This is a genomic window from Hafnia alvei (genome assembly GCF_900095695.1).
Classification (GTDB): Bacteria; Pseudomonadota; Gammaproteobacteria; order Enterobacterales; family Enterobacteriaceae; genus Hafnia; species Hafnia alvei_B.
In genome coordinates, this window is sequence record NZ_FMIQ01000006.1 from 284,101 (window position 1) to 309,937 (window position 25,837).

At 49.3% G+C, this 25,837-nt stretch carries 25 protein-coding genes and 2 tRNA genes; 15 read left to right on the top strand and 12 right to left on the bottom strand.

Annotated features, from left to right (window positions below; genetic code table 11):
- Positions 1 to 215: 215 nt before the first annotated feature.
- A complete protein-coding gene (gene ychF / locus BN1044_RS02880) occupies positions 216 to 1,307 on the bottom strand; it encodes a redox-regulated ATPase YchF (RefSeq protein WP_025801837.1) in 1,092 nt (363 codons plus the stop codon).
- 135 nt (positions 1,308 to 1,442) lie between these two features.
- A complete protein-coding gene (pth, locus tag BN1044_RS02885; RefSeq protein WP_025801839.1) occupies positions 1,443 to 2,033 on the bottom strand; it encodes an aminoacyl-tRNA hydrolase in 591 nt (196 codons plus the stop codon).
- A gap of 314 nt (positions 2,034 to 2,347) precedes the next feature.
- Here pth and ychH point away from each other — a divergent pair, with 314 nt between their 5' ends.
- A complete protein-coding gene (gene ychH, locus BN1044_RS02890) occupies positions 2,348 to 2,620 on the top strand; it encodes a stress-induced protein YchH (protein ID WP_025801841.1) in 273 nt (90 codons plus the stop codon).
- Positions 2,621 to 2,817: 197 nt separating this feature from the next.
- Here the strand turns inward: ychH and prs are convergent, their stop codons facing one another.
- The 3 genes from prs to lolB form a co-directional block, all read right to left on the bottom strand.
- Entirely contained in the window at positions 2,818 to 3,765 is a 948-nt protein-coding gene (prs, locus tag BN1044_RS02895) for a ribose-phosphate diphosphokinase (protein WP_008813270.1), read from the bottom strand.
- A 293-nt stretch (positions 3,766 to 4,058) separates the two neighbouring features.
- Positions 4,059 to 4,931 (bottom strand): 4-(cytidine 5'-diphospho)-2-C-methyl-D-erythritol kinase, encoded by an 873-nt coding sequence (gene ispE, locus BN1044_RS02900; RefSeq protein ID WP_072307474.1) that lies wholly within the window; start codon positions 4,929 to 4,931, stop codon positions 4,059 to 4,061.
- Positions 4,928 to 5,548: a lipoprotein insertase outer membrane protein LolB gene (gene lolB / locus BN1044_RS02905; protein WP_072307475.1), complete on the bottom strand. Its 621-nt coding sequence runs from the start codon at positions 5,546 to 5,548 to the stop codon at positions 4,928 to 4,930. The genes ispE and lolB overlap by 4 nt, the downstream gene beginning before the upstream one ends.
- A 370-nt stretch (positions 5,549 to 5,918) precedes the next feature.
- Between lolB and hemA the strand changes: the two genes are divergently transcribed.
- From hemA to kdsA, 6 genes are all read left to right on the top strand, one after another.
- The gene (gene hemA / locus BN1044_RS02910; RefSeq protein ID WP_025801847.1) at positions 5,919 to 7,196 is read left to right on the top strand and encodes a glutamyl-tRNA reductase; all 1,278 of its coding nucleotides are present in this window, start codon (positions 5,919 to 5,921) and stop codon (positions 7,194 to 7,196) included.
- A gap of 33 nt (positions 7,197 to 7,229) precedes the next feature.
- Entirely contained in the window at positions 7,230 to 8,312 is a 1,083-nt protein-coding gene (gene prfA / locus BN1044_RS02915) for a peptide chain release factor 1 (RefSeq protein WP_025801849.1), read from the top strand.
- The gene (gene prmC / locus BN1044_RS02920; RefSeq protein ID WP_072307476.1) at positions 8,312 to 9,148 is read left to right on the top strand and encodes a peptide chain release factor N(5)-glutamine methyltransferase; all 837 of its coding nucleotides are present in this window, start codon (positions 8,312 to 8,314) and stop codon (positions 9,146 to 9,148) included. The genes prfA and prmC overlap by 1 nt, the downstream gene beginning before the upstream one ends.
- Positions 9,149 to 9,207: 59 nt before the next feature.
- Positions 9,208 to 9,606 (top strand): SirB2 family protein, encoded by a 399-nt coding sequence (locus tag BN1044_RS02925; RefSeq protein WP_072307477.1) that lies wholly within the window; start codon positions 9,208 to 9,210, stop codon positions 9,604 to 9,606.
- Positions 9,603 to 10,412: an invasion regulator SirB1 gene (sirB1, locus tag BN1044_RS02930; protein WP_072307478.1), complete on the top strand. Its 810-nt coding sequence runs from the start codon at positions 9,603 to 9,605 to the stop codon at positions 10,410 to 10,412. The genes BN1044_RS02925 and sirB1 overlap by 4 nt, the downstream gene beginning before the upstream one ends.
- A gap of 161 nt (positions 10,413 to 10,573) precedes the next feature.
- Positions 10,574 to 11,428: a 3-deoxy-8-phosphooctulonate synthase gene (gene kdsA / locus BN1044_RS02935; RefSeq protein WP_040045137.1), complete on the top strand. Its 855-nt coding sequence runs from the start codon at positions 10,574 to 10,576 to the stop codon at positions 11,426 to 11,428.
- Positions 11,429 to 11,505: 77 nt separating this feature from the next.
- On the opposite strand, the gene dauA is transcribed toward kdsA, so the two are convergent.
- The 3 genes from dauA to BN1044_RS02950 form a co-directional block, all read right to left on the bottom strand.
- Complete coding sequence (gene dauA / locus BN1044_RS02940) at positions 11,506 to 13,212, bottom strand: C4-dicarboxylic acid transporter DauA (RefSeq protein WP_072307479.1); 1,707 nt, start codon at positions 13,210 to 13,212, stop codon at positions 11,506 to 11,508.
- Between the two features lie 1,162 nt (positions 13,213 to 14,374).
- The gene (locus BN1044_RS02945) at positions 14,375 to 14,851 is read right to left on the bottom strand and encodes a heme-degrading domain-containing protein (RefSeq protein WP_072307480.1); all 477 of its coding nucleotides are present in this window, start codon (positions 14,849 to 14,851) and stop codon (positions 14,375 to 14,377) included.
- 183 nt (positions 14,852 to 15,034) lie between these two features.
- A complete protein-coding gene (locus BN1044_RS02950) occupies positions 15,035 to 15,400 on the bottom strand; it encodes an HMA2 domain-containing protein (RefSeq protein WP_072307481.1) in 366 nt (121 codons plus the stop codon).
- Between the two features lie 249 nt (positions 15,401 to 15,649).
- On the opposite strand from BN1044_RS02950, the gene BN1044_RS02955 reads away from it, so the two are divergent.
- Genes BN1044_RS02955 through BN1044_RS02975 form a run of 5 tightly spaced genes read left to right on the top strand, consistent with a single transcriptional unit; the run spans position 15,650 to position 19,417 of the window.
- Positions 15,650 to 15,982, top strand: a complete 333-nt coding sequence (locus BN1044_RS02955; RefSeq protein ID WP_072307482.1) for an HMA2 domain-containing protein — start codon at positions 15,650 to 15,652, stop codon at positions 15,980 to 15,982.
- Between the two features lie 11 nt (positions 15,983 to 15,993).
- On the top strand, positions 15,994 to 16,716 hold the full coding sequence (locus tag BN1044_RS02960; RefSeq protein WP_072307483.1) for a YtxH domain-containing protein: 723 nt from the start codon (positions 15,994 to 15,996) through the stop codon (positions 16,714 to 16,716).
- Positions 16,700 to 17,014, top strand: a complete 315-nt coding sequence (locus BN1044_RS02965) for a magnetosome protein MamC family protein (RefSeq protein ID WP_004090330.1) — start codon at positions 16,700 to 16,702, stop codon at positions 17,012 to 17,014. Before BN1044_RS02960 ends, BN1044_RS02965 begins: the two co-directional genes overlap by 17 nt.
- Positions 17,001 to 17,336: a YtxH domain-containing protein gene (locus tag BN1044_RS02970; protein ID WP_175421580.1), complete on the top strand. Its 336-nt coding sequence runs from the start codon at positions 17,001 to 17,003 to the stop codon at positions 17,334 to 17,336. The genes BN1044_RS02965 and BN1044_RS02970 overlap by 14 nt, the downstream gene beginning before the upstream one ends.
- Positions 17,333 to 19,417 (top strand): heavy metal translocating P-type ATPase, encoded by a 2,085-nt coding sequence (locus BN1044_RS02975; RefSeq protein ID WP_254663913.1) that lies wholly within the window; start codon positions 17,333 to 17,335, stop codon positions 19,415 to 19,417. Before BN1044_RS02970 ends, BN1044_RS02975 begins: the two co-directional genes overlap by 4 nt.
- A 114-nt stretch (positions 19,418 to 19,531) precedes the next feature.
- Here the strand turns inward: BN1044_RS02975 and BN1044_RS02980 are convergent.
- Positions 19,532 to 19,621, bottom strand: a tRNA-Ser gene (locus BN1044_RS02980).
- A gap of 225 nt (positions 19,622 to 19,846) precedes the next feature.
- On the opposite strand from BN1044_RS02980, the gene BN1044_RS02985 reads away from it, so the two are divergent.
- Positions 19,847 to 20,272, top strand: a complete 426-nt coding sequence (locus BN1044_RS02985) for an organic hydroperoxide resistance protein (protein WP_072307485.1) — start codon at positions 19,847 to 19,849, stop codon at positions 20,270 to 20,272.
- 85 nt (positions 20,273 to 20,357) lie between these two features.
- Here BN1044_RS02985 and BN1044_RS02990 read toward each other — a convergent pair whose 3' ends face one another.
- The 3 genes from BN1044_RS02990 to BN1044_RS03000 all read right to left on the bottom strand — a co-directional run bounded on the left by BN1044_RS02990 (position 20,358) and on the right by BN1044_RS03000 (position 23,043).
- The gene (locus BN1044_RS02990) at positions 20,358 to 21,389 is read right to left on the bottom strand and encodes an HNH endonuclease (RefSeq protein ID WP_072307486.1); all 1,032 of its coding nucleotides are present in this window, start codon (positions 21,387 to 21,389) and stop codon (positions 20,358 to 20,360) included.
- A gap of 230 nt (positions 21,390 to 21,619) precedes the next feature.
- A tRNA-Ser gene (locus BN1044_RS02995) sits at positions 21,620 to 21,709 on the bottom strand.
- 152 nt (positions 21,710 to 21,861) lie between these two features.
- On the bottom strand, positions 21,862 to 23,043 hold the full coding sequence (locus BN1044_RS03000; RefSeq protein ID WP_072307487.1) for an ABC transporter substrate-binding protein: 1,182 nt from the start codon (positions 23,041 to 23,043) through the stop codon (positions 21,862 to 21,864).
- Positions 23,044 to 23,360: 317 nt separating this feature from the next.
- On the opposite strand from BN1044_RS03000, the gene BN1044_RS03005 reads away from it, so the two are divergent.
- Together BN1044_RS03005 and ghrA are read left to right on the top strand one after the other, a co-directional pair.
- Complete coding sequence (locus BN1044_RS03005; RefSeq protein ID WP_072307488.1) at positions 23,361 to 24,842, top strand: peptide MFS transporter; 1,482 nt, start codon at positions 23,361 to 23,363, stop codon at positions 24,840 to 24,842.
- 49 nt (positions 24,843 to 24,891) lie between these two features.
- Positions 24,892 to 25,833 carry a glyoxylate/hydroxypyruvate reductase GhrA gene (gene ghrA / locus BN1044_RS03010; protein WP_072307489.1) on the top strand — a complete coding sequence of 314 codons (942 nt, stop codon included), beginning with the start codon at positions 24,892 to 24,894 and terminating at the stop codon, positions 25,831 to 25,833.
- The last annotated feature ends 4 nt before the right edge of the window (positions 25,834 to 25,837 follow it).

A 25,837-nucleotide genomic window follows, 5' to 3' on the forward strand; every position in this document is an offset into this window, starting at 1 on the left:
AGTCATTGAATAGGTGGGTTTTTTATTGGATTATAATCTGCGAAATTGAGTGTTGGTGAACATAACGATGCCATCTGTATTTTTATACCATTATTGTACTCACCGCTGTAATTAATTTTAGCTACGTTTATAAGATATTATCTAAGGCATTATGAAATAAAAAATCCACGCCGAAGCGTGGATTTTTTTAGCTAGCAAGAGCAAGAAGGGGCGATTTAGACGTTGAACAAGAAGTTCATCACATCGCCATCTTTAACGATGTAGTCTTTACCTTCTGAACGCATTTTACCGGCTTCTTTCGCGCCTTGTTCACCCTTGTAGGTGATGAAGTCGTCGAACGCGATGGTTTGAGCGCGGATAAAGCCTTTTTCGAAGTCGGTGTGGATTTTACCGGCAGCCTGTGGTGCGGTAGCGCCAACAGGAATGGTCCATGCGCGCACTTCTTTCACGCCAGCGGTGAAGTAGGTTTGCAGATTCAGCAGTTCGTAACCCGCGCGAATAACGCGGTTCAGACCGGGTTCTTCCAAGCCGAGTTCAGCCATGAATTCGTCACGGTCGGCATCGTCAAGCTCAGCGATATCAGATTCAACCGCAGCACACACGGCAACGACTACAGAACCTTCTTTTGCAGCAATTTCGCGTACGATATCCAAATACGGGTTATTTTCAAAACCGTCTTCGTTGACGTTAGCGATGTACATGGTTGGTTTCAGCGTCAGGAAGCTCAGGTAGCGGATGGCAGCCTTGTCTTCATCGGTTAAATCCAGCGCACGCAGCATGCCTGCATTTTCCAGCTGTGGCAGGCATTTCTCTAGCGCAGCCAGTTCAGCTTTTGCATCTTTATCACCGCCTTTGGCTTTCTTCTGCACGCGATGCATGGCACGTTCGCAGGTGTCTAAGTCAGACAGCGCCAGTTCAGTGTTGATAACGTCGATATCGTCAGCAGGATCAACTTTGTTGTTCACGTGAATGATGTTGTCGTTTTCGAAACAACGAACAACGTGGCCGATCGCTTCGGTTTCACGGATGTTGGTCAGGAACTGGTTGCCCAAGCCTTCGCCCTTAGAGGCACCTTTTACCAAACCTGCGATATCAACGAATTCCATGGTGGTTGGCAGGATGCGCTGTGGTTTTACGATCTCAGCCAGTTTGTCCAGACGCGGATCAGGCATAGGAACGACGCCGGTGTTCGGTTCAATGGTACAGAACGGGAAGTTCGCTGCTTCGATACCCGCTTTGGTCAGCGCATTGAACAGAGTGGATTTACCAACGTTTGGCAGGCCCACAATACCGCATTTGAATCCCATGTGTTATCACCTTAACTTATTGAATATCAACAACTAAATTATAGTATGTCGAAGAAATTGGAAATTATCCGCCAATTATACACGCAAAGTACCTTTTTCTCGAATCATCCATCGGGAAAGGGCGCGCGTATATCATCAGCGTGGCGTAGATTTGAATCCGTTCATACGCGCCATTGCACGATCGATGCCTTCTTTCAGCAGTACTTCGGTACAGCGCAGCGCTTCATCAATAGCGTCGTCAATCAATGGCTGTTCGCTGGCGAGCGGCTTGCCCAACACAAAGCCGACAACCTTGCTTTTATCGCCTGGATGGCCAATACCGATGCGTAGACGGTAAAAGTTTGGGTTATTACCCAGTTTGCTCTGAATATCTTTGAGGCCGTTATGACCGCCGTTTCCGCCGCCTAACTTTAATTTGGCAACGCCCGGTGGTAGGTCGAGCTCGTCGTGCGCAACCAGAATCTCATCGGGTTGAATACGGTAAAAAGTGGCGAGGGCGGCAACGGCTTTACCACTTAAGTTCATAAAGGTGGTTGGCACCAATAAACGTACGTCGTTGCCAGCCAGATTCAGGCGTGCGGTATAGCCGTAAAATTTACTTTCTTCTTTCAGTGACTGGCCGTTACGCTCAGCCAGCGCATCGACAAACCATGCCCCTGCGTTATGACGTGTTTGTGCGTATTCCGCTCCAGGATTGGCAAGGCCGACAATTAATTTGATAGTCACGTTTTATTCCACGTATCAGAGAAGAAATTCAGCCGCGCATTTTACCCCTATGCGGCGGGAATGCAAAAACTTGGCTTAAAGGAGGGAGGGGGAGTTAAAAAATAATTATTGGTTGGATAAACCATGAGCACGCTATGAACCCGTGGTGTTAAGGTTTATGTAAAAATAACGTAAAGAAAGATAAGCGAAAAAGCACAAATTGTGATGTATGGCGCAATAACCATACGCCATATGAGTCTATACTTTAAGCATAAGGAAAGATTGAACGCCGAAAGGCGTAACACATTAAGTGTTCTAACTTGAGGAGGTGATTTATGAAACGTAAAACTGCCATGAGGCTCGGTAACGTTTTTATGGGGTTAGGCCTGATCACCATGGTTGGCGGCGTAGGTTACTCCGTTCTTGCCCAGCTGCCTCAGCTCAATTTACCTCAGTTTCTGTCACACGGCGCTGTTATGAGTATCTTCGTTGGGGCGCTGTTATGGTTGGCCGGTGCGCGTATTGGTGGTCATGAACGTGTTGCCGACCGTTACTGGTGGGTTCGCCACTTTGATAAACGCTGTAATCGTAATACTCGTCATTCTTAACCTTTCACAAACGGTTGCTTTGAATAATAAGATTGCGTTTTAGAAGTTGTTAGTGAATAAGATTAAATGAATATTAGCTTGATAAATTAAAACGCCGCACTGCTTTCGCAACGCGGCGTTTTTTTGTTTGCGTCCTACCCAGTACAAACAAAAAACGGCGGATTTCTCCGCCGTTTTGCTGCATGTTGAACGAAATCTTAGTGTTCGAACATCGCAGAGATAGATTCTTCATTGCTGATACGGCGGATAGCTTCAGCCAACATGCCAGACAGTGTCAGGGTGCGAACTTTCTTCAGCGCCTTGATTTCGTCAGACAGAGGGATGGTATCGCAGACGATGATTTCATCAATCACAGAGTTTTTGATGTTGTCGATCGCGTTGCCAGAGAAGATAGGGTGGGTTGCGTAAGCAAATACACGTTTAGCACCACGTTCTTTCAGTGCTTCAGCGGCTTTACAAAGCGTACCACCGGTGTCGATCATGTCATCAACCAGCACGCAGTCGCGGCCTGCAACGTCACCGATAATGTGCATCACCTGAGAAACGTTAGCACGAGGGCGACGTTTGTCGATGATAGCCATATCAGTATCGTTAAGCAGTTTAGCGATAGCACGGGCGCGAACAACACCACCGATATCCGGAGAAACCACAATTGGGTTTTCCAGATTCTGTTGCAGCATATCTTCCAGCAGGATCGGGCTACCGAATACGTTGTCTACCGGCACGTCGAAGAAGCCTTGAATCTGTTCAGCATGCAGGTCCACGGTGAGAACGCGGTCAACACCTACGCTTGACAGGAAGTCAGCCACGACTTTCGCCGTGATTGGCACACGCGCAGAACGCACGCGGCGGTCCTGACGGGCATAGCCAAAGTAAGGGATAACTGCGGTAATGCGGCCGGCAGAAGCGCGGCGCAGCGCGTCAACCATAACAACCAGTTCCATTAGGTTATCGTTGGTTGGTGCACAGGTGGACTGGATGATGAAAATATCACCACCGCGTACATTTTCGTTGATTTGTACGCTCACTTCGCCGTCGCTAAAACGACCTACAGCGGCGTCACCAAGGCTGGTGTACAAACGGTTGGCAATACGTTGTGCTAGTTCCGGGGTAGCGTTACCAGCAAAAAGCTTCATATCAGGCACGAGAAGAACCTCAGGCTTGCGTCCAGAGAAGTTGGCAGTACAGACACGTTAAACAGGGGGTGGTGATAGCGTGCTGCAATACCCTACGGGTGTTTCAGAACTCAAATATTCAAAGCGGTTGCAACCAAATGCTCAGGACTTTGAATATGTCTAAGTTCTCTTCATTTGCCAAACAAGACAAATGGCCGAGTCAAAACGTGGCTACTTGCGCTCAATTGTGCTCATAGTTCGCGCTATTGATGCGTTGCTGATACTTAAAACACGTATCGAACAGGGTGCATCAAACGTAAAAATCATTTTACGGACTCAATAAGCTCTGAGCGGACAAGGTGTAACGGTGAGGTATTAACGCCACGCGCAACAAAACCCTTGATCCACTCGGGGGCTCTGCAAAGCACCTGACGGGCAGAAGACTCGGTGTCAAATTCAGCAAACACACAAGCACCTGTGCCAGTCAGACGCGACGGCGCGTATTGTAACAGCCATGAAATGACCTGTTCAACCTCACGGAAACGTTTTCTTGCGGTAAGTTCGCAATCATTTGCGTACGGAATACGGAGAAGTTCCTGCAAAGACCGCACAGGAGTATCTCTTTTCAGCTCCGGATCGGCGAAGATAGCAGGGGTAGGAATATTTACACCGGGGTGTGCAACAAGGTACCATTTTTCTTCAGGATGTGCTGGATGTAACAATTCACCAACACCTTCTGCAAAAGATGCAAAGCCATTAACAAAAATAGGTACATCCGCGCCGAGCGTTAAACCTAACTTTGCCAGCTCGCTGTCGCTGAGATTGGCTTGCCATAATGTATTGAGTGCCACAAGCACGGTTGCCGCATCGGACGAACCTCCACCAAGACCTCCCCCCATTGGAATGATCTTCTCTAATGCAATATCCGCCCCGCAGTGTGAAAAACGTTCAGGCAAATTGTCGCGCAGCAGTTTTGCTGCACGAATAATGAGGTTTTGCTCATTTGGCACGCCGTCGATAGGCGTGAGCAAATTGATCTGACCATCATTACGCGGCGTGATAGTGAGCCGATCGCCATAATCCAAAAACTGAAACAGCGTTTGCAGATTATGGTAGCCGTCTGGACGACGGCCCGTGATATATAAAAACAAGTTTAGCTTGGCGGGCGCAGGCCAAACGCGGGTGGTCGACATCATTTTTGCAGCGTCCAATTATCCATTTTGAGCTTGATACGTTGTTCACCTTGCGTAATTTCTAACTGAGCGGGCAGAGAAGGTTTGCTGTCGGCATCATATTTCAGGTAGTTCACTTTCCACGTGAGGCCATCTTTACTGTATGTCAGATCTTGCAAACGATACTGGCTATCGAGGGTGAACTCTGTTGCGTCACCCGGCAGGCCCAGCATCCATAGACGCAGGCTCTGCAGCGGAATTTGCATGCCGGTCAGTTTTTGGATCATTTCGTCAGCGTTATCGCTGACATAGCGCTTGCCTTTATTGTCTGTCAGTTGCACCACGCCCGGAATAACGTTTAATTCCATTTCAGTGCTGCCCAGCGGGTTAGTCAGCAGCAGTCGATAACGTTCGGGGGCCGTTTGTTGCCAGAAGAAGCGGGCATATACTTTTTGCTTATCGGAAAGATAGGCAAAAGCTCCGCGAGTTTGATATTCGGCGATTTTCTGAACCTGAGACTCATGTTCGCGCCACTGCGGTGCGGTAGGGCTAACGGCTGGGCCTTTATTTTGCGTAGAGCTACAAGCAGCCAATAAAACACAGCTAAGCGGCAGTAATTTAAGTAGTTTTAGTTTTTGCATCGGGTTGTCCGTTCAGATTCTCGAGGGTGGGGCGGAGAATGATCATTGCGGCTAACGCTAGCGGTCTTATCTAGCAGCGTCAATGCTTTCTGCGTGTTGTGTAGCAAATATTAAGGGTAAAAGTCAGAGAAATTGATTCAATAAGATACATCCCGATTTCGTGTGGCTTTTATTGATCTCGCGCATCAAGTAGAATGCCCGCATAAATAAACGAATATACCCGTCATACTTCAAGCTGCATGTGCGTTGGCTGCGTTCAATCACCCGAATCACTTACTTGATGTAAGCCCATCGGGATTCATTCTCTCGCCGCCTGCCTGCAGTTCGAATTACTTAGGGTATCTGAAGCGATACTATTCGACGATTTGTCATGAGCCTGCTTGCACTTGGAATCAATCACAAAACTGCGCCGGTAGCACTCCGTGAGCGGGTGACGTTTTCACCTGAAACACTGAACCATGCTATTGAAAGCTTACGCCAGCAACCCCTGGTGCAGGCTGGCGTTGTGCTGTCTACGTGTAACCGCACCGAGCTGTATCTCAGCATGGAGCAACCGGAAGATGTGCCGCCGCAGGATCTGCATAAACAGATCGTTGATTGGCTGTGCGCTTACCACAAACTGTCCCCTGACGAAGTCAACAAGAGCCTCTATTGGTATCAAGATAACGATGCCGTGAACCATTTGATGCGTGTAGCAAGTGGATTGGACTCTTTGGTATTGGGCGAACCGCAAATTTTAGGGCAGGTCAAAAAGGCCTACACGGAATCTCAACGTGAGCAGTCGATGTCTGCTGACCTTGAGCGTCTGTTCCAAAAAACGTTTTCGGTCGCCAAGCGCGTGCGTACGGAAACAGATATCGGTGCGAGCGCGGTATCGGTGGCTTTTGCCGCTTGTACGCTGGCGCGCCAGATCTTTGAATCGCTTTCTGAAGTCAATGTGCTGCTGGTTGGCGCAGGTGAAACCATCGAGCTGGTGGCGCGTCATCTGCGTGAACATAAAGTGCGGCATATGATGATTGCTAACCGCACCCGTGAGCGCGCTCAGGCGTTGGCGGATGAAGTTAACGCGGAAGTGATTACGTTACCCGAAATTGATGAGCGTTTGGCGCAGGCTGATATCATCATTAGTTCTACCGCAAGCCCGTTGCCGATCATCGGTAAAGGCATGGTCGAGCGTGCGCTTAAAGCTCGCCGTAACCAGCCGATGCTGTTCGTTGATATCGCGGTTCCGCGTGATATTGAGCCGGAAGTCGGCAAACTAGCCAGCGCCTATTTGTATAGCGTCGATGATTTGCATTCGATCATTCAAAGCAATCTTGCCCAGCGCAAAGCCGCAGCCGTTCAGGCTGAGCATATTGTGCAGCAGGAAAGTGCCAATTTTATGGCCTGGCTACGAGCCCAAGGTGCGGTGGAAACTATCCGAGATTATCGTTCACAGGCCGATCAAATGCGCGCCGAGGCGGAAGCTGAAGCACTGGCCGCGATTGCACAGGGTGCCGATGTTGAAACCGTCATCCATAAATTGGCGCATCGGCTAACCAATCGACTGATTCACGCACCAACCAAATCCCTCCAGCAGGCCGCGAGTAACGGCGACATCGAAAAATTACAGGTGTTGCGCGACAGTCTCGGGCTGGACCAAAATTAGTTCCTCTTATTACATACAGGTAAATAGCCACGCATGAAGCCTTCTATCGTTGCCAAACTAGAAGCATTACAAGAGCGTCACGAAGAGGTGCAGGCGCACCTCGGAGATGCCGGAGTGATTGCCGACCAAGACCGTTTCCGCGCGCTGTCACGCGAGTACGCGCAGTTGACCGACGTCACTCGTTGTTTCCAGACCTGGCAACAGGTACAGGAGGATCTCGCCACGGCTGAGCTGATGCTAGACGATCCTGAAATGCGTGAAATGGCGCAGGAAGAGATTTCTGAAGCTAAAAATCAGATCGCAGACCTTGAGCAACAATTGCAAATTCTGCTGTTGCCGAAAGACCCTGACGATGAGCGCAGCTGCTATCTAGAAATTCGTGCAGGAACCGGCGGCGATGAAGCCGCATTGTTTGCTGGCGATATGTTCCGCATGTACAGCCGCTATGCCGAGGCACGTCGCTGGAAAGTTGAAGTGATGAGTGCTAACGAAGGCGAACACGGCGGCTTCAAAGAAGTTATCGCCAAAGTGATCGGCGAGGGGGCTTATGGGCGCTTGAAGTTTGAATCTGGCGGCCATCGCGTGCAGCGCGTCCCAGCAACGGAATCGCAAGGCCGTATCCATACTTCTGCCTGTACCGTTGCGGTGATGCCAGAAATTCCAGAAGCTGAATTGCCGGATATCAACCCAGGTGATTTGCGTATTGACACCTTCCGCTCATCGGGCGCGGGTGGACAGCACGTTAACACCACGGACTCAGCGATTCGTATTACTCACTTACCAACCGGTATCGTGGTTGAGTGTCAGGACGAACGTTCCCAGCATAAAAACAAAGCGAAAGCGTTGTCGGTGTTGGGCGCGCGTATCCGTGCGGCTGAAATGGCTAAGCGCCAGCAGGAAGAAGCGTCAACGCGTCGTAACCTGTTAGGCAGTGGCGATCGTTCGGACCGTAACCGTACCTACAACTTCCCGCAGGGGCGTGTGACCGACCACCGCATCAACCTGACGATTTATCGTCTGGATGAAGTGATGGAAGGAAAACTGGATTCGCTGATCGAACCTATCGTTCAAGAATACCAAGCGGATCAGCTGGCTTCACTTTCTGAGCAAGACTGATGCGATTTGACCAGTGGCTAAAACAGGCGATTGACAGGCTGTCTACCGGTGAAAGCCCTAAGCGTGACGCCGAGATCCTGCTGGGTTTTGTTACTGGCAAAACACGCAGCTATATTTTAGCGTTTGGCGAAACCGTACTTTCGCCAGAGCAGGCGCAACAGTTAGAGAATCTACTGGCGCGCCGCGAACGGGGTGAACCGGTGGCTTATCTGGTTGGAGAGCGCGAGTTTTGGTCGCTTCCGCTAGAAGTGTCACCTGCGACGCTGATCCCTCGTCCAGATACCGAATGCTTGGTGGAGAAAGCGCTCTCGCTGCTACCCGCAACGCCTTGTCGGGCGCTGGATTTAGGGACTGGCACTGGCGCAATTGCCTTGGCGCTTGCCAGTGAAAGGGCGGATAGCCAGTTCATCGGCGTTGATTATTCAGCCGATGCCGCTGCGCTTGCCCTGCGTAACGCAACACGTTTAAACCTCACTAATGCTTCATTTGTTACAGGGAGCTGGTTTGAGCCGGTTGCAGGACAGCAGTTTGCACTGATCGCGAGTAATCCGCCTTATATTGATGAAGCCGATCCGCACCTTTCGCAGGGCGATGTTCGCTTTGAGCCGGCGAGTGCATTAGTGGCTCCTGAGCAAGGGTTAGCGGATTTACGCCATATCGTGGAATATGCGCCCGATCATCTTATCCATGAAGGATGGCTGATCATGGAGCATGGCTGGCAGCAGGGCGAAGCGGTACGTCAATTACTCAACGCGCGTGGATTTGTGCAGGTCGCCACGCAGAGAGATTATGGCAACAATGACCGGATTTCATTCGGTCAGTGGATAGGCAAATAGCTGGAACACACGTTTTTATCGTGCCCAATGTCGTTGACTACAAAAAGAGGAAATAACGTATGGAAGCTTATATTGGGATAAAACATCTGCATTTGCTGACGGTAGCAATAAGCGTTGTGCTATTCATTCTGCGTTTCTTCTGGAAATGGCGTAATTCAGCTATGATAGAGCGCCGTTGGGTGAAGATTACGCCACATGTGAACGATACCCTGCTATTTGTAACCGGTATTGCCTTGGTCTTTATCACTCGATTTTATCCATTTACCCCGCAGGGGACTTGGCTGACGGAAAAACTGGTCGGTGTTATTATTTACGTCGTGCTTGGCTATGTTGCTCTGGGCAAACGACCACGTAGCCAAAAAGTAAGATGCTTTGCTTTTGTGGCAGCACTCGTATGTTTGTACTTAATTATTAAACTGGCAATGACGAAAATGCCGTTGCTGATGGGGTATGTATGAGTTCCATAGCTGATTTTGAGTTTAACCGCTTCCCTCTGAGCGAAGGGGTTATTCTAGTTTCGCAAGCTATACGTCGTGATTTCCCTGCCGATACAGTGCGCGAAACATTGCAGCAGCTGTCTGAGCAGGCGTTGGCGCGTATTGATGCGGAATTAGATCAGGATCAGAAACTTGAGCGGCTGATCGATCTGTTCTTCAATGAGTGGGGGTTTGGCGGCGTGGGCGGCGTATATCGTCTCTCTGATGCGCTCTGGCTGGATAAGGTTCTTAGCTCACGTCAGGGAACGCCGGTTTCTTTAGGGATTGTTTTCCTGCATATCGCGCACCAGCTTGATTTGCCTCTGCAGCCGGTTATTTTCCCAACCCAGCTGATTATGCGTGCAGATTGGCTCGATGAAGAAATGTGGCTGGTTAACCCGCTCAATGGCGAAACGTTAAACGAGCATACGCTAGAAGTTTGGTTGAAGGGCAATCTTGGCTTAATGGCCAGCCTTGAAGATACCGACTTTGACGAAGCAGAAAACAGCATGGTGGTGCGCAAAATGTTGAGCACCCTGAAAGCCGCGCTGATGGAAGAGAAACAGATCGAATCTGCACTGCGTGCCTGCGAGGCCTTGCTGGAATTCGACCCGGAAGATCCCTACGAAATCCGTGACCGCGGCTTGATTTATGCGCAGCTGGATTGTAATCATATTGCGGTTTCTGACCTCAGCTACTTTGTTGAACAGTGCCCAGAAGATCCCGTGTCTGAAGTGATTAAGGTTCAGATACATTCCATTGAGCAGAAAAATATTGTTCTGCACTGATTTATTTTTCCCCATGAACGCCAACCGCGCTTGTGGGGTTTAAATTCGTTATTTTTGCCTCCATTTATTGATTCTTATGCCGGACGTTTTGTTATCGCTGTTACAACAGCGACTTCAGAGCCAAAAGGTATACACGGTTACTTGAACATTAAGGCGCAAGCATGAAACAGAAAGTTGTCAGCATTGGTGATATCAAAGTCGCGAACGATTTACCGTTCGTTCTTTTCGGTGGCATGAACGTGCTGGAATCGCGTGATTTGGCGATGCGTATCTGTGAGCACTACGTTACCGTTACTCAAAAACTGGGTATCCCTTACGTTTTCAAAGCTTCTTTTGATAAAGCCAACCGTTCTTCCATTCACTCTTACCGTGGCCCAGGTCTGGAAGAGGGAATGCGCATCTTCCAAGATATCAAACAGGCTTTCGGCGTTAAAATTATCACTGACGTGCATACGCCAGAACAGGCACAGCCTGTTGCCGACGTGGTTGATGTGATCCAGCTGCCTGCATTTTTGGCCCGCCAAACCGATCTGGTTGAAGCCATGGCGAAAACCGGTGCGGTAATCAACGTGAAAAAACCACAGTTCCTGAGCCCTGGTCAAATGGGTAACATCGTTGATAAGTTTGAAGAAGGCGGCAACGATAAAATCATTCTGTGCGATCGCGGTGCTAACTTCGGCTACGACAATCTGGTTGTTGATATGCTGGGCTTTGGCGTGATGAAAAATGCATCTAAAGGTAGCCCGGTGATCTTCGACGTAACCCACTCACTGCAGTGCCGTGACCCGTTTGGCGCCGCATCTGGCGGACGTCGTGCGCAGGTGACCGAGCTGGCTCGTTCAGGCATGGCGATTGGTTTGGCTGGCCTGTTTATCGAAGCCCATCCAGATCCAGCCAATGCACGCTGCGATGGCCCATCTGCACTGCCGCTTGATAAACTTGAGCCATTCTTGGTTCAGATGAAAGCGATTGACGATCTGGTGAAAAACTTCCCAGAGCTAGATACTTCTAACTAATCTTATTGAGATTTTAGTTAGGATATGAAAAAGGCACGCATGATGGCGTGCCTTTTTTGTCTCTAACGAGCTTAGAACTAAGAGGCAACGCTCTCGTTCAAATGTTTAACTGCGTCTGGCAGGGTAGAAAAGAAGGCGAGTTTGCCAGAGATGGGCGCGATCCGAGCGCGAGCAAAGGTTTTCAGCGGTTGGAAAGGAATATCGGTGATAATCAACTGTTTCCCTTCGGGTAACGCTTCAACGAAGCGCTGGAATGCGTTCAACCCTCCCGCATCAAGCACCGGAACCGCGTCCCACTGCATAACGAGGGTATTGTAATCTTCGCTTTGTGCCAACAGCTCAGAGAAGATACGTTCGGCAGCAGCGAAGAATAGAGGCCCGCTAACGCGCAGCATCAGCGTTGACGTTTCGGCCGACTCACTCAACACGCTTAAGCGCGTCATCCGTGCAATGCGACGCATAAACAGCAGAGATGCCAGCACAATTCCCACGGTTATGGCAATCACCATGTCGAATAGCACCGTCAATGACATGCACATCAGCATAACGATGATGTCGTCTTTCGGGGCGCGACGCAGCAGATAAACCACTTTATGCGCTTCGCTCATATTCCACGCCACCATTAGCAGCAGTGAAGCCATTGCGGCCAGCGGCAGGAAGGAGAGCCATGGCGCTAACACCAGCAGGGCGAGGATCACCAGCAGTGAGTGAATAACGGCAGAGACAGGGGAGGTTGCTCCCGCACGAACGTTAGCGGCTGAGCGCGCAATCGCCGCCGTAGCAGTGATACCGCCAAAGAAAGGCGCAGCAATATTACCCAATCCCTGACCGATAAGTTCGCCGTTAGAATTGTGCTTTTTCCCGGTCATACCGTCGAGAACCACTGCGCACAGTAGGGACTCAATAGCACCCAACATCGCCATAGAGAAGGCCGCTGGCATCAAGGCGGTGAGCGTGTTCCTGCTTAAATCAATAGGCTGCCCATTTCCCGATGGCAGATTCCACGGCAGCACAAACTGCGGCAAAATCGGCGGTATGCCTTGGCCTTGGGTACCGTCGGCGAGCAGGTAACTAAAGCGAGAACCGATAGTGGCTACGTGCGTATCAAAGAGCGCAAAAATACCCATGATGGCAGTACCAGCCAGTAGCGCAGGTAAATGCCCCGGTAAACGCAGCCCTAATCGAGGCCAGAAAATTAATACTGCCAGCGTGGTTACGCCAATCAGCGTATCTGCCCAACTAATGGTGGGCAGAGCCTGCGCTAACGCCGCGACTTTCATGAGATAACTTTCTGGCACATGTTCGAGATGCAAACCAAAGAAATCTTTGATTTGCATGGTTCCAATGGTAATCGCAATACCAGAGGTGAAACCAAGGGTGACAGAAAGGGGGATATATTCAATCAGACGGCCAAAACGAGCCAGCCCCATCAGCAGTAAAAATACCCCAGACATCAACGTCGCGAGTAACAGGCCGGATAGACCAAACTGCTGCGACACTGGATACAAAATAACCACAAAAGCAGCCGTTGGGCCTGAAACACTAAAACGTGAACCGCCGCTTAATGCGATCACAATACCCGCAACGGCTGAGGTATATAAACCATATTGAGGCGGTACGCCGCTGCCGATGGCAAGGGCCATCGCCAAAGGAATCGCAATAATGCCGACGGTGATGCCGGCAATAATATCTTTAACAAAGCGCTGTGCGTTATAAGGCTCACGCCAGCAGGCCTCTATCAGCGCGCTAAACGGCATCACACCGTTAATTTTATGCGTTTTCATTATACGAATTGTTAGCTAGTGACCTAGCTCCCTAAGAGAGGTTCAACGACTACACCATTGGCATCTGGCCAAATGGACTCCCGCTGGTGACAAAATGGGCACAATTTTGGTACACCCCAAGCTTGCTTTATCGCGATAAATCCGCTGATTCACACAAAAGAATCACTCCAGCGACGAATCGCTTTGGAACCGGAATATAACGGATGAAACAGAATCTCAAAGAAGGGCACAATTTCTAACCACTGTTTTCATCAGACCTAGAACTAGGTTACTGAATCAACCACCATCCATGACAGTTTACACCCAGTTGGCTGAAATTGCCTTGACTAAAGTCTATAACTCTCTCTCAAAGTCAAAAAAAAGCTGGTTTATCAATCTTAAAGAGCAAATTAAACCTGATGCCAAAGTCGGGCCTAGACTCGCGAAAATGAGGGTGAGAAAGAATGGATTATGTTAGCGATAATTAAAAGTGGAATAAAAATCCTATATTGACTCTTATGATAATATTTATTCTTATTAGAAGATAAATTCGCATGAATTTGAGGATCGCTAAGTTATTTGATCGCTTTTACTCATAGGTTATCTACCAGCGAAACTATTTTCTTTTGATTATTATCACGCTAATGCCATCGACTATTTACTTTTAGATAAGTCTACATAAAGCGCTATTAATGACACATGGCTGAGCATAGCAGTGAGCTTTTCAATTTTTTTTACTATTATTTTAAGCAATGGAGTTTGTGGGTGAACTATACGTCGTCAGCTAAGTTATTTGTTTTCATGGTTTTTTTATTGATTATACTCAGCGCTTCCGCGCTCATCTATCTGATGAGTCATTAACCAGTGCTTTAGCGATGCTGGTAGGTAAGTCTTCTAGAGATGAACGTCAGCGCGAAATACTCCGCTTAAATGGCGCATGCGTAAATTAAAGATGAGCAATTAATATATATCGGTGCGAATGCTTAATTGACACCGTGGTGGCTAATGACTAATTAGTAGAAAATTGTGGTGCCGACAGCAACATTGCGGGTGAATAACGCTATTTTTTTGCGATAGATATCGTGGTTTATTGCTGCGCCATTGCTCAATACAGACAGTATATTACGCTATAGCAATGGCGAAGCTGAATGAAGTCAATTTCTACTTTTAGTCGGTATAGCGGTTAACGAGCGGTTAACTTGAGAAAACGAGATATTACGGTTGTTACTATCTGGTGATCGTCAAGTTGCGGAGCACCAGAAACAGTGATGGTTCCTACACATCCAGTGTCCTTAATGATCAGCGGAAAACAGCCGCCGTGCGCGGCGTAGTCATTTAAACTTAGGCCGTAGCGTTCTTCCAGCGTCGAATTGCGTTGCTGTAACCGCAGACCGATAGCATAAGAGCTCTTATGAAAGCGATTAACCACGTTGCGTTTCCGACGGATCCATTCGGCATTATCTGGAGATGTGCCGCGCATGGCGTAATGGAATAGCGTGTGCCCAGCTAACTGAATATCAATACTGACGGCAACCCCACGGCGTTCAGCTTCGGCTTTCAGCGCAGAGCCAATTTCCCATGCGCTATCGGTATTAAATGAAGAAAACTGCAAGTTGGCTTCTTCTGCGGCAAGCAGGGCTAATTCGTCTTCAGTATTCATTGAGGGTTTTCCTTCATCTAAAAATGGCAGCATAACGTTTGGCATAGCGCAGAGCTAGACCGGTTAGTTATAACTCAGCACGTTCAACGTTAATTCAGCCGCGATGCTTATCACGAATCTAATTCACTAGATAGCAAAACGCCGTCTCTGCGGGCAGAAACGGCGTTTAAGAAAGAATATACATTAGCGGGCGAGGGCAGTAACCGCGCTTACCAGTGAGCCACCCACGGTACGTTTTAAGGTCAGAATGGCGATGCCTTTAACTAAAGAGACCGCGCTACGGCGAATGGTGCTATCAATGTAGTCTTTGTCCTTTTGCACAGACAACCAGCCCATTGCCTCAATCTGAGCGAGCAGAGCTGCTGCTTTGACCTGCTTAGAGTCAAAACGAATCGCCACCGAGCCCGCATAAAGGCGGTGAGTGATCTCTTCAATTCCATCTGTCGCTTGCAGTTGTTTGATCGCTTCTTTGACAAGCTTTGGATTGCGCTGAATAAAATCCGAACGTACACGGATGCGATTTTGAGTTTGGTGCAGGTAAGGTGACATGTGAGCCTCATACATGATAACCGTAATGAGAATAATTTATATTAATGAAATCACTCTGTCTATCCCTTGTCGACTTTTTCCGCACTTTCAGAACGTATCAATTCTCACTTTCGATCATTAATTGATGGACCGCAAACATAGCGCTAAAAGCTTACTTTTAGTGTGAATACCTATAGCTTTATACGATAGATTAGCCCTAGACATCCAAAGTACTTTGCACTTGAACGCCAATGATGAACGGGATTTTTCATGCAGTTAGAAGATTTAAACGGACTCATGACGCTACGTCGCTTTGTTGAGGTGGCTCATCATATTCCAGGGCGCATTCGTTTGCGCTTCACCAATCGCCTGATTTCAGGTTTAAGCAAGAACAAGCTGTCTGCACTTGAAGAAATATGCCACCCAGAGGGCTATCTGCGTAGCTATTCACTGAATACGTCCACGGGAAGTCTGGTGCTGGAATACAGTGCCGCGCACATTTCACCAACAACACTTAATCAGCTTTTTGGCGATGACGACGCTCTCGCTCATCAGGCTCTTGAGCAGATTTACTCCATTCTTTCACATTCAGAAAGCAAATAAGGGAACACACTATGAGTAACGACAACAATAACCCAATGAATCAGGGTGCACCTTATTATCCACCGTTTGGCTATCCGTATTACCCGCCAATGCCTGAGATGCAACAACAGCCTGCTCAGCAGATGCCCCCGCAGCCGCAGCAGCCGCCGATGGGCTGGCCACAGCAGCCGGTTTGGTATCCGCACATGATGCCGGGATTCCCTCCAATGGGCTATCCGATGCCGCAGCAGCCAATGATGCCACCGCAACAGGCTATGCCACATCCGCATCATCCACATCACCATCATCACGCAGCTGCTCCGGGATTTGATTGGAGCTCACAGGCGCAGGGTATGGTTGAAGGCATGATGGGCGAACAGGCTGGTTTGCTGAAAAACATCATCAGCACAATTGGTGCCGACGATAAAGAATTCTGGAAAGGCGCGATGATCGGCGCAGCTGCCACGCTGCTGTTGACCAACGAAAGCGTACGCAACATGTTGATGCAAACCGTGGCTAACGCTGGCGATTTGTTGAAAACCGGCGGTGCGAAAGTGAAAGATGGCGTGATGAGCGGAGCAGAAACGATCAAAGAAACCGCTACCACCAGCAGCACGATTTTTCGTGACACGCTGAAAGCCGGTAAAGATGGTTTCACTGAGTCAGTAGAACGTCATCGCCAGCCTGCGCCTGCCGCCGCTGCGATGGGAGAAGGGCAAGAGACGGAAGGATCTCTGGATGAGCAACAATCGTGATGAATTAAGTTCCGTCAGCCGCGCGTTGATTGCTGGCGCCTTGGTAGGAACGACGACGTCTTGTATTGAACAGTGGCGCAGCTATCAGAACGGTGAGAAAAGCCTCAATCAAACGGCGGCGAAAGTGGTTAGCGATGCCACCAAAGCGGGTTTGGTTAGCGGTGCTGTGATGGCGGTCGCCAGCGCAACGGCGGGCCGCCCACTCTTAACGATGTTGACCGTGATCAGTGCCGGAGCTGCCGGACTTTATCTGATGGACGCAATGAAAAATAAGGAAAATGACAATGAATCAGCCTAACTATCCTTATGGTTACCCGTATTACTACTACAACAATGCGCAAGGCTATGTTAATCCACAGCAGATGCCTGCACAGCCCGCTGCGCCTCAGCCTTCGAACTATCGTCAGGCGAATGGACGTACTCACTTGCTAACTGGCATGGTGGCTGGTGCAGCTATCGCGTACTTACTGACTAATCGTCAGGTTCAGCAGGGGATCACCACCACAGCGAGCAAAGCATGGGGAACCGTGCGGGGCGAAGTGGAAGAGCTCAAAGAGCGTCTGGCAGATTTACAGGCCGAGCTCGATTATTACCACAGCAAGGAACAGGACGCCGAGTGAAAGCTATCTCTCCTGACATGATTGTTGTTGTACACCGTCTGCCAGGGCGTATGCGCGTGCGTGTTCCTCAGCTTCGCACCATGCCAGATTGTGCGGCATGGTTGAAGCGTCAGCTGCTTTCATTCCCCGGTGTGACGGGGACACGCCTGCGGCCTGAGGCACGTTCGGCAGTCATCACCTATGACGTGGCGGCGACCAGCGAGGAACCGCTATTAGCTAAGCTGCGCAGCCTCGATTGGGCGCAGCGAACCGAAGGCGAATACGAAACCGAATACTGTGGCGGGGATAACCTACTTAACATCGGTGGGCTGGCGCTTTCTCAGCTGTTACCCAAAAAATGGGCGGCGTTGCCAACCTTATTGCTGACGTCATCGACGTTGAGCGAAGGGGCACATCAGCTTGCCCAGCGTAAGCTGAAAGTCGAAGTGCTGGACGCGCTGGCGCTAGGGTTATCGATGGCGCGCGGTGATTATCGTACCGCGATGCTGACCCAATCGCTGTTGACGCTTGGCGAATATATGGAGCAGGAAACCAGCCGTCATTCCGATGCGTTGTTGGCAAGCCTCATGCAGCCGCGCGAGCATCCGGTTTGGGTTGAGCGTGATGGGCAAAGCGTTGAAATCCAGTCTGAAGCTCTGGTTAACGGCGATGTGATGCTATTGGGGCCGGGCGATAATATTCCCGCCGATGGCACCGTGATTCGTGGCGTCGGGTTAATCAACCAAGCATCGATGACCGGGGAGGGCGTTCCCGTTCGCCGCGAGGTTGGCGCGTGGATCTATGCGGGTACGCAGGTACAAGATGGCAATATCGCCGTGCGTGCCGAACGCGTTGGCGATGATTCTTCTACGGCCAATATCCGCCGCTTTATCACTGACTCATTAAGCCAGCGTAGTGAGACGCAGAAGGTCACGCAGGAAATGGCCGATCGCCGTGTGGCGATCACCTTGGGTGTGGGGGCCTCGGTATTTGCAATGACCCGTGACTGGCAACGCTTGGCCTCGGTGTTCTTGGTCGATTACTCATGTGCGTTAAAACTCAGTACGCCAATCGCGTTCAAGTCGATCATGTATCGTGCTGCGCGCAACGGCCTGCTGTTGAAAGGCGGTCGTGCAATCGAGCAGTTGGCAGCGGTTGATACCGTCGTCTTCGATAAAACCGGCACGCTCACCCATGGCGACATGCTGGTGACCGATGTGGTGAGCTTCGATCCGGAGCGCACGTGGGCTGAACGTTTGCTGGCTATTGCCGCGTCGGTTGAAGAGCACAGCAATCATCCATTGGCGCGTGCGGTGGTAGCGGCAGCAGAACATCACGAATTACCGCACATTAACCACGGCGAAGTTGAATACGTGATTGCCCATGGCCTATTGAGTGAGTTGGACGATCACCAGATGGTGATTGGTAGCCGTCACTTCCTCAGCTGTCACTATGATATCGATTTTGCCCCGTATGCGGATGAAATTGCTGAGCTGGAACAGCAAGGCCGTCATCTTCTGTTTATCGGTTTGGATAATCAGCTCGTGGGTATGATTGGTCTACAGGACAACGTGCGTGAAGAGGCTGCTCAGGTAATTGCACAGCTGCGCGAGCATGGCATCAACAACGTTGTGTTGCTGACCGGCGATAAAGCGGAGAAAGCGGAGCAATTAGCCGCGGAACTGGGCATTGATCGTTTTTATGCGCAGGCAACGCCAGAAAGCAAAGTTGACGTGGTGCGTCAGTTACAAGAGCAGGGACACCGCGTCTTGTTCGTGGGCGACGGTATCAACGATGCTCCGGTGCTAACGCAGGCCAACGTAGGCTTAGCGATGAACCAGAGCACGGAGCTGGCTCAGCAGGCGGCAGACGCCGTGCTGTTGCAGGATCATCTGCACGGCATTGTGGCCGCACGTGAGCTCTCTTTGGAAGCGATGAAGCTGGTCAACAGCAATATTCGTCTAACGGAGTGGGTGAACAGTTCCATTATGCTGGCTGCGGCGCTGGGCTGGTTAACGCCAACCGCCAGTGCGTTGCTGCATAACGGCACTACGCTGGGTGTGCTACTGCGCTCTTTGGCAGCTAAAAACGCCGGAAAGTAGGTGGCTAACGATTCTTGGCCTGACGGAATAGTGTGAGGCCAAGAGTCATGCCCCAACCTAAATTTTAGATATAAAAAAGCCCCGAATTTTCATTCGGGGCTTTTTTATAGAATATGGCGGTGAGAGAGGGGTTCGAACCCTCGATACGCTTTCGCGTATACACACTTTCCAGGCGTGCTCCTTCAGCCACTCAGACACCTCACCGTTTCGTTGCCGTGCTATGCACTGCAACGGGGCGCTACTATAGGGATTCACCCTCGCAGGGTCAAGAATAATTTCAGTAAAAACGCGCGTCTGGCGAGGGAATAGCCAATCGGAGTGCTCTGACATCATCCTTGGTCGAGATGTACTACAGTTACCCAATATAAGTGAGTTACCAAATTAAAGTGACTAAACCACAATTCTCTAATCAGCCAAAAGGAAAACGTTATGTCGATTGAAAAAGTTGTCTATCGTGCAAAAGCGAAAGCCACCGGCGGCCGAGATGGTCGTGCCACCTCATCTGACGGTGTGTTGGATGTTAAGTTGGGCGTACCAAAGGAAATGGGCGGTGCAGGTGGTGCGGTGACCAATCCAGAGCAGCTCTTTGCCGCAGGGTATTCGGCCTGTTTTCTCGGCGCGCTGAAATTTGTGGCCTCGAAAGAAAAGGTCAAAGTTCCCGCCGATGCTCAGATTGAAGGTACCGTGGGAATAGGCGAAATTCCAGGAGGCTTTGGGATTGAGGTTCAGCTGGATATCAGTTTGCCAGGTATCGAACGTAGCGTGGCAGAGGATCTGGTGAAGAAAGCGCATCAGGTATGCCCATATTCCAACGCAACCCGTGGCAATATTGATGTGAAACTGAACGTCATTTAGCCATTTAGCACGCACGCCTGAATGATAAAAAACAAAAAGCCCTGAATTTTCATTCAGGGCTTTTTGTTAGAACAGAGAGCCCGCATTAGTTATTTTGGTCAAAAATAGCATTGTGATGTTCTATATATTTTTTAAAACGACTTAACTCAGTTACATTGATATTATCTAGATTTAACTCTTCGCCATCACATATACCCAATCCCTTCAGTTGCTGCTTATCACAATGCTGAGAAATTTTTAATATGCACTTGTAGCCTTGAAATTTAAAAGTAATCATATAACGATCAAACAGTTTATCTATGTGAGAACACAATAATATACCATTAGCGCCATCTAACCTTTCATCCGAGCTTTCACAATCTCGCCAGGGTTTTATGTGAGATGCTATTAGCATCTCTCTAATATTTACTAATGTTACTGCGCATTTTTCCCCGCCCCAGGTTTTAATCACATTCTCTTTAAAACGGCCTTGACCAATACGCGCCTTGATAAGCGTATCCTTCTCAGTATCGCTCAAATCGGAGGTAAGAATGCTAGTTATATCTGATGATAATGGATCAATATTGTCTTTTTTCCCTTCGAAGGGAGCTTCATCTGTATTCAGTAAAATATATCTATGGTTTTTTATGTTCTCTGTAATATCTATTGGGTTGTTATATAATACAACATCATCCGGTTTGAACTTTATATTGAAATTTAGAAGGGCTGATGTGTTTTTAGTTATCGATGTAGGCTCTAATCCAATTGAGGATAAATCATGCTGCATTTTTGCTAATCGACCATTTTCCCAGAAGTGGTTAATAGCACTTTGGGCTTCATGCTCATCTATACAGACCACATTCGCTATGTGACCTATACAGATTTTTTTGCTAGATGCCTTCTCAAAGTAATATAAATATATCGTGTAGACCCTCCCTTTATGAGCATTGTTATTAATGGGTTGAAGAAAAGAGTACTGATATCCGTGAATTAAATTTGTATAGTCGAACAACCATTCCTCGTGTCCAAATCCAGGGTTCACTTCGAATGAGTTGTTATCAGTACTTTTTCCATTCGGGCCTGAAGGCTTTTTCCAATCATTACTATTCCAGCAGATACGAGCTATTTTATTATCCATTTTTTTCATCCATAAAATTTAGCTTTAATAGATTGTTATGCTAAATAAGCAACGTATCTATTTATATACTCAAAAATCCAACACATAAATGATCTGTATCTTGTATTAAGATAAAACAGTATTTTTATCGTATGCCGATTTGCGAATTAGAGAGGATGGGCATGTGTGATGCTAGATGAGGGGAAAAACAAAAAGCCCTGAATTTTCATTCAGGGCTTTTTGTTAGAATATGGCGGTGAGAGAGGGGTTCGAACCCTCGATACGCTTTCGCGTATACACACTTTCCAGGCGTGCTCCTTCAGCCACTCAGACACCTCACCGTTTATCGCAGCGTCGCCGTTGCGATGGGCGCTAATGTAGGGAAAACAGCGTGATGCGTCAACTTTATTTTTATCAAAACCAACTGTTTAGCTAAACAATCAGCAGATTGTTGTTTTCCTCAACGATAGCTGGCGTCTTTTACAACACCCTGTTAGTGCCCGTAGCGTTTTTGCCATTCAGCTTCCAATGCCACTTGCCACGACGGATGAGGCTCCGCGATGGCATTAAACAGCGGTTTCTGCGCGGTAAATAGTGCGCGCTCAGCCGGTGGTAAACGCTCAACGTCTAAAACGCTCGGATCTCCCCACTGTTTACTATTAGCCTTACGTGCCTGTGCCTCTGGCGACATGAGGAAATTAATCACAACTTCGGCAGCGGGTTTGTCGCGTGCGTTGAAGGGGATCGCTAAGAAGTGCACGTTGGTGAGTGCACCCTGATTTAATGCGTAAGTTTGCGCATCGGGCGGGAGGCTACCGGCGGCAATAGCCGCTGGCGCAATGCCAGGATTGAACGTAATCGCCATATCAAGTTCATTATCGTTAAACATCTGGATCATCTGCGCATCGCTGGCTGGGAATACTTTCCCTTGCCGCCACAGGAACGGATGCAGGGCGTCGAGATAAGCCCACAGCGGTGCCGTATCGCGGGCAAATGTCTCTGCATCGACCGGTTTGTCTAGCGCAACGCCCGACGTTAGCCCGATCAGCGCCATTTTCAAGAAACTGGAACCGTGGAATTGAGGAGGGCGTGGATAGGTAATACGTCCTGGATGAACTTTCGCATAATTAAGCAATGCGGAAAGATCGGCAGGAGGATTCGGCGTGGCTTTTACATCATGAATAAAGACCAGTTGCCCGACGCCCCAAGGCGCTTCAAATCCGTCGGTAGATACGGTGAAGTCCTGCGTTACCGGCAGTTTTTTATCAACCCATTGCCAGTTGGGTAAAGCCTGTACGAATGGGCCATACAGTAAACCATTTTGTTTTAAGGCGTTGAAGTTTTCGCCGTTGACCCACACCAGATCGGTGCTGCCATTTGCGGTATTGTCAGCGGCTTTCTCAGCACGAATGCGATTAACTGTCTCAGCAATATCTGCCACTTTTACCTGTTTTAGCGTAATACCGTAGCGGGTTTGCAGCTCGGCCGTTACCCAGTCGAGATAGTGATTCACCTGCGTGCTACCACCCCAAGCGTTGAAATAAACCGTTTGGCCCTCTGCCTGTTTTAGAGTTTGCACCCATGCCGCCGTAGGTTCCGCTGTATCGGCGTACACCGCTGGGGTGAGCAAACACAAACTGGTCAAAAGGGTAGGGAGTAGATTTCGCAGACGCATAATCAGCCTTATCAATAATGAAAACCAGATTGTAATGGCCTTTGTATATAAAAACATTAGCTTCAAGATGTATACATGAAGGCGACGTAAGTTTTTAAAACCAGCAAACGTGAATAGTTACGCCAATAAACTGGATAAATAATGACTAAACAGACGAAATAACAACATTAACTCTGGTGTTTTGGATATTTATCCCGCTAAATGAGAACGAGGCTTGAACAAAAGATAACGGAATAATAGCCAACAAGCCCGCCGAGCCTAGGCCCAGGTAATCCTCAGGAAGAGTGTCTACAACATCATTTAGTAAGGGGACAGCGGTGAGCTCGACGACACCCATTCAACCATCTTCACACCGCAGCGCCATTCCGGCTGGCTCTGGTGCACTATTCTTTATCCAAACCTTTTCAACGCTTGGTTTTGCCGTGCTTTACTCCACCTTGGTGCTGTATGCGACCAAGCGGCTAGGATTCAGCGAAAGCGATGCCAATGCCATGATGGGCGTCTTTGGTGCGTTTAACTATGGGCTGCACCTGTTTGGCGGCTATCTTGGTGGCCGTTGCCTGAGCAACCGTAACCTCTTTATTTTAGGTATGGTATTGCAGGTCATCGGCTGTTACATGATTGCTGAGATGGGCGTATCAGGCCTGTATTGGGGATTGGCGATGTTCCTTACCGGCAGCGGATTAAACGTCACGTGCCTGAACATGATGCTGACCCAACGCTTTGCCCCAGACGACGATCGCCGTGAAGGCGCATTCCTGTGGAACTATGCGGGCATGAACCTTGGCTTTTTTGCCGGTTTTGCCGTCGCGGGGTATTTCCAACTCAGTGAAAACTATCGCGCACTGTTCTTATTTGCCACCATCGGTAATGCGGTTGCCATTCTGGTTACGCTATCGCGCTGGCGCATCTTGGCGGACATCAATACTCCTCTCAAGCAGGCATCGCGCAAATCTTTCTATTTGCGAATGCTGGCGGGCTTGGTTGTGCTGGTGGCATTGGTGCCGATTATCCGTGTGCTGCTGACCCACGCCGATTTCAGCAGCTATTTCGTGGTCGTGTTAGGCATTCTGATTTTCATTATGCTGTGCATTATGACGCTGCGTCATCGTGAAGCCGACGAGCGTCGTCGTATGGTGGCCTACCTGATTTTAGCGGCAGGATCTTTAGTGTTTTGGTCGCTGTACCAGCTGGCCCCAATGGGCTTGATGCTGTTCTCCGAGCATAATATCGATCTGAATGTTTATGGTCTGCGCGTAGCACCTCAGTGGATCCAAAATATTAATACGGTAGTGATTGTCGTCGGTGGACCGCTGATGGCACTCCTATTTAAACGCTTACGTGAACGTGGCTTAAACATTGATATACCTTTGCAATTTTGTGCCTCACTGTTTTGCATGGGATTAGGTATGCTGGTTCTGCCGCTGGGGATCCAACTTGCAGGCGGTGATGGTTTAGTCGCATTCAAATGGATTGCGTTGAGCTATGTGTTGCAAAGCTTTGGTGAACTGATGATTTCGCCAATTGGCTACGCGATGATCGGAAAACTAGCGCCGGCACGCCATCAAGGTTTGATGATGGGCTGTTGGATGATGGTCACCGGCGTGGCCTCCGTGCTGGCCGGATACGTTTCAGGGTTGATGCCGCAAAATAGCGGCAGCACACCGTTAGAAACTAACCCTGGCTACAGCAGCGTATTCAATGCGTTAGGCTGGGGTTCTGTCGCCACCGGCGTGGTGTTGGTGTTGTTAATCCCGCTGCTGCGTCGATTAATTGCCCAACAGCATCAGGCTAGATAATACCGCGCGAGCGAACAATGTGATTAAGACAGAAAACTGGAGGCACGAAGTGGATATCATTTACTACCATCCGTTTTTTAATGCGCAGATTTGGCTGGATGGTATGCGGAAACGCTTACCGGAAGCGAATATTCGCCAGTGGCAATCTGGGGATGATAAGCCCGCAGACTATGCGCTGGTTTGGCAACCGCCGTTTGAGATGCTGGCTAAGCGTCAAGATTTACGCGGCGTATTTGCGCTGGGCGCAGGCGTTGACGCGATTTTAGCTCAGGAAAGGGCGAATCCAGGAACGTTGCCGAAAGGTGTTCCGCTGGTGCGTTTAGAAGACACCGGAATGGCGTTGCAGATGGAAGAGTATGCGGCGGCCGCCGCGCTGCGCTATTTCCGTCGCTTCGACGAGTACGAGCAGCAACAGCGTCAGGGTGTCTGGCAGTATCTGGCACCGCATGACGCCTCGCAGTTTGTGGTGGGGGTTTTGGGCGCGGGGGTTCTGGGCGGAAAAGTGGCTGAGCGTTTGGCTTCGTTTGGCCTACAGGTTCGCTGCTGGAGCCGCACGGAAAAACACTATAGCGACGTTCAGAGTTTCTTCGGTCAAGATCAGTTTGCGTCGTTCCTCCAAGGGACCCAGTTGCTGATAAACCTGCTACCGAATACGCCAGAAACCGTGGGTATTCTCGACCAGTCTCTGTTTGCGCAGCTTAATGCGGGTGCCTATATCATCAACTTGGCGCGCGGCGCGCACATGAAAGAGGATGATTTGCTGGCTGCGTTGGAGTCTGGACAGGTTGCCGCGGCAACGCTCGACGTGTTTGCCAAAGAACCTTTGGCGATCGATCATCCTTTCTGGAAACACCCTCGAGTGACGATTACGCCACATATCGCCGCTATCACCCTGCCCGACGTTGCGATGGATTATGTCGCACAAAACATCTTGGCGATTGAAGCTGGGAAAACGCCGGAAGGTGTAGTAAACATGGATTTAGGTTATTGATGCT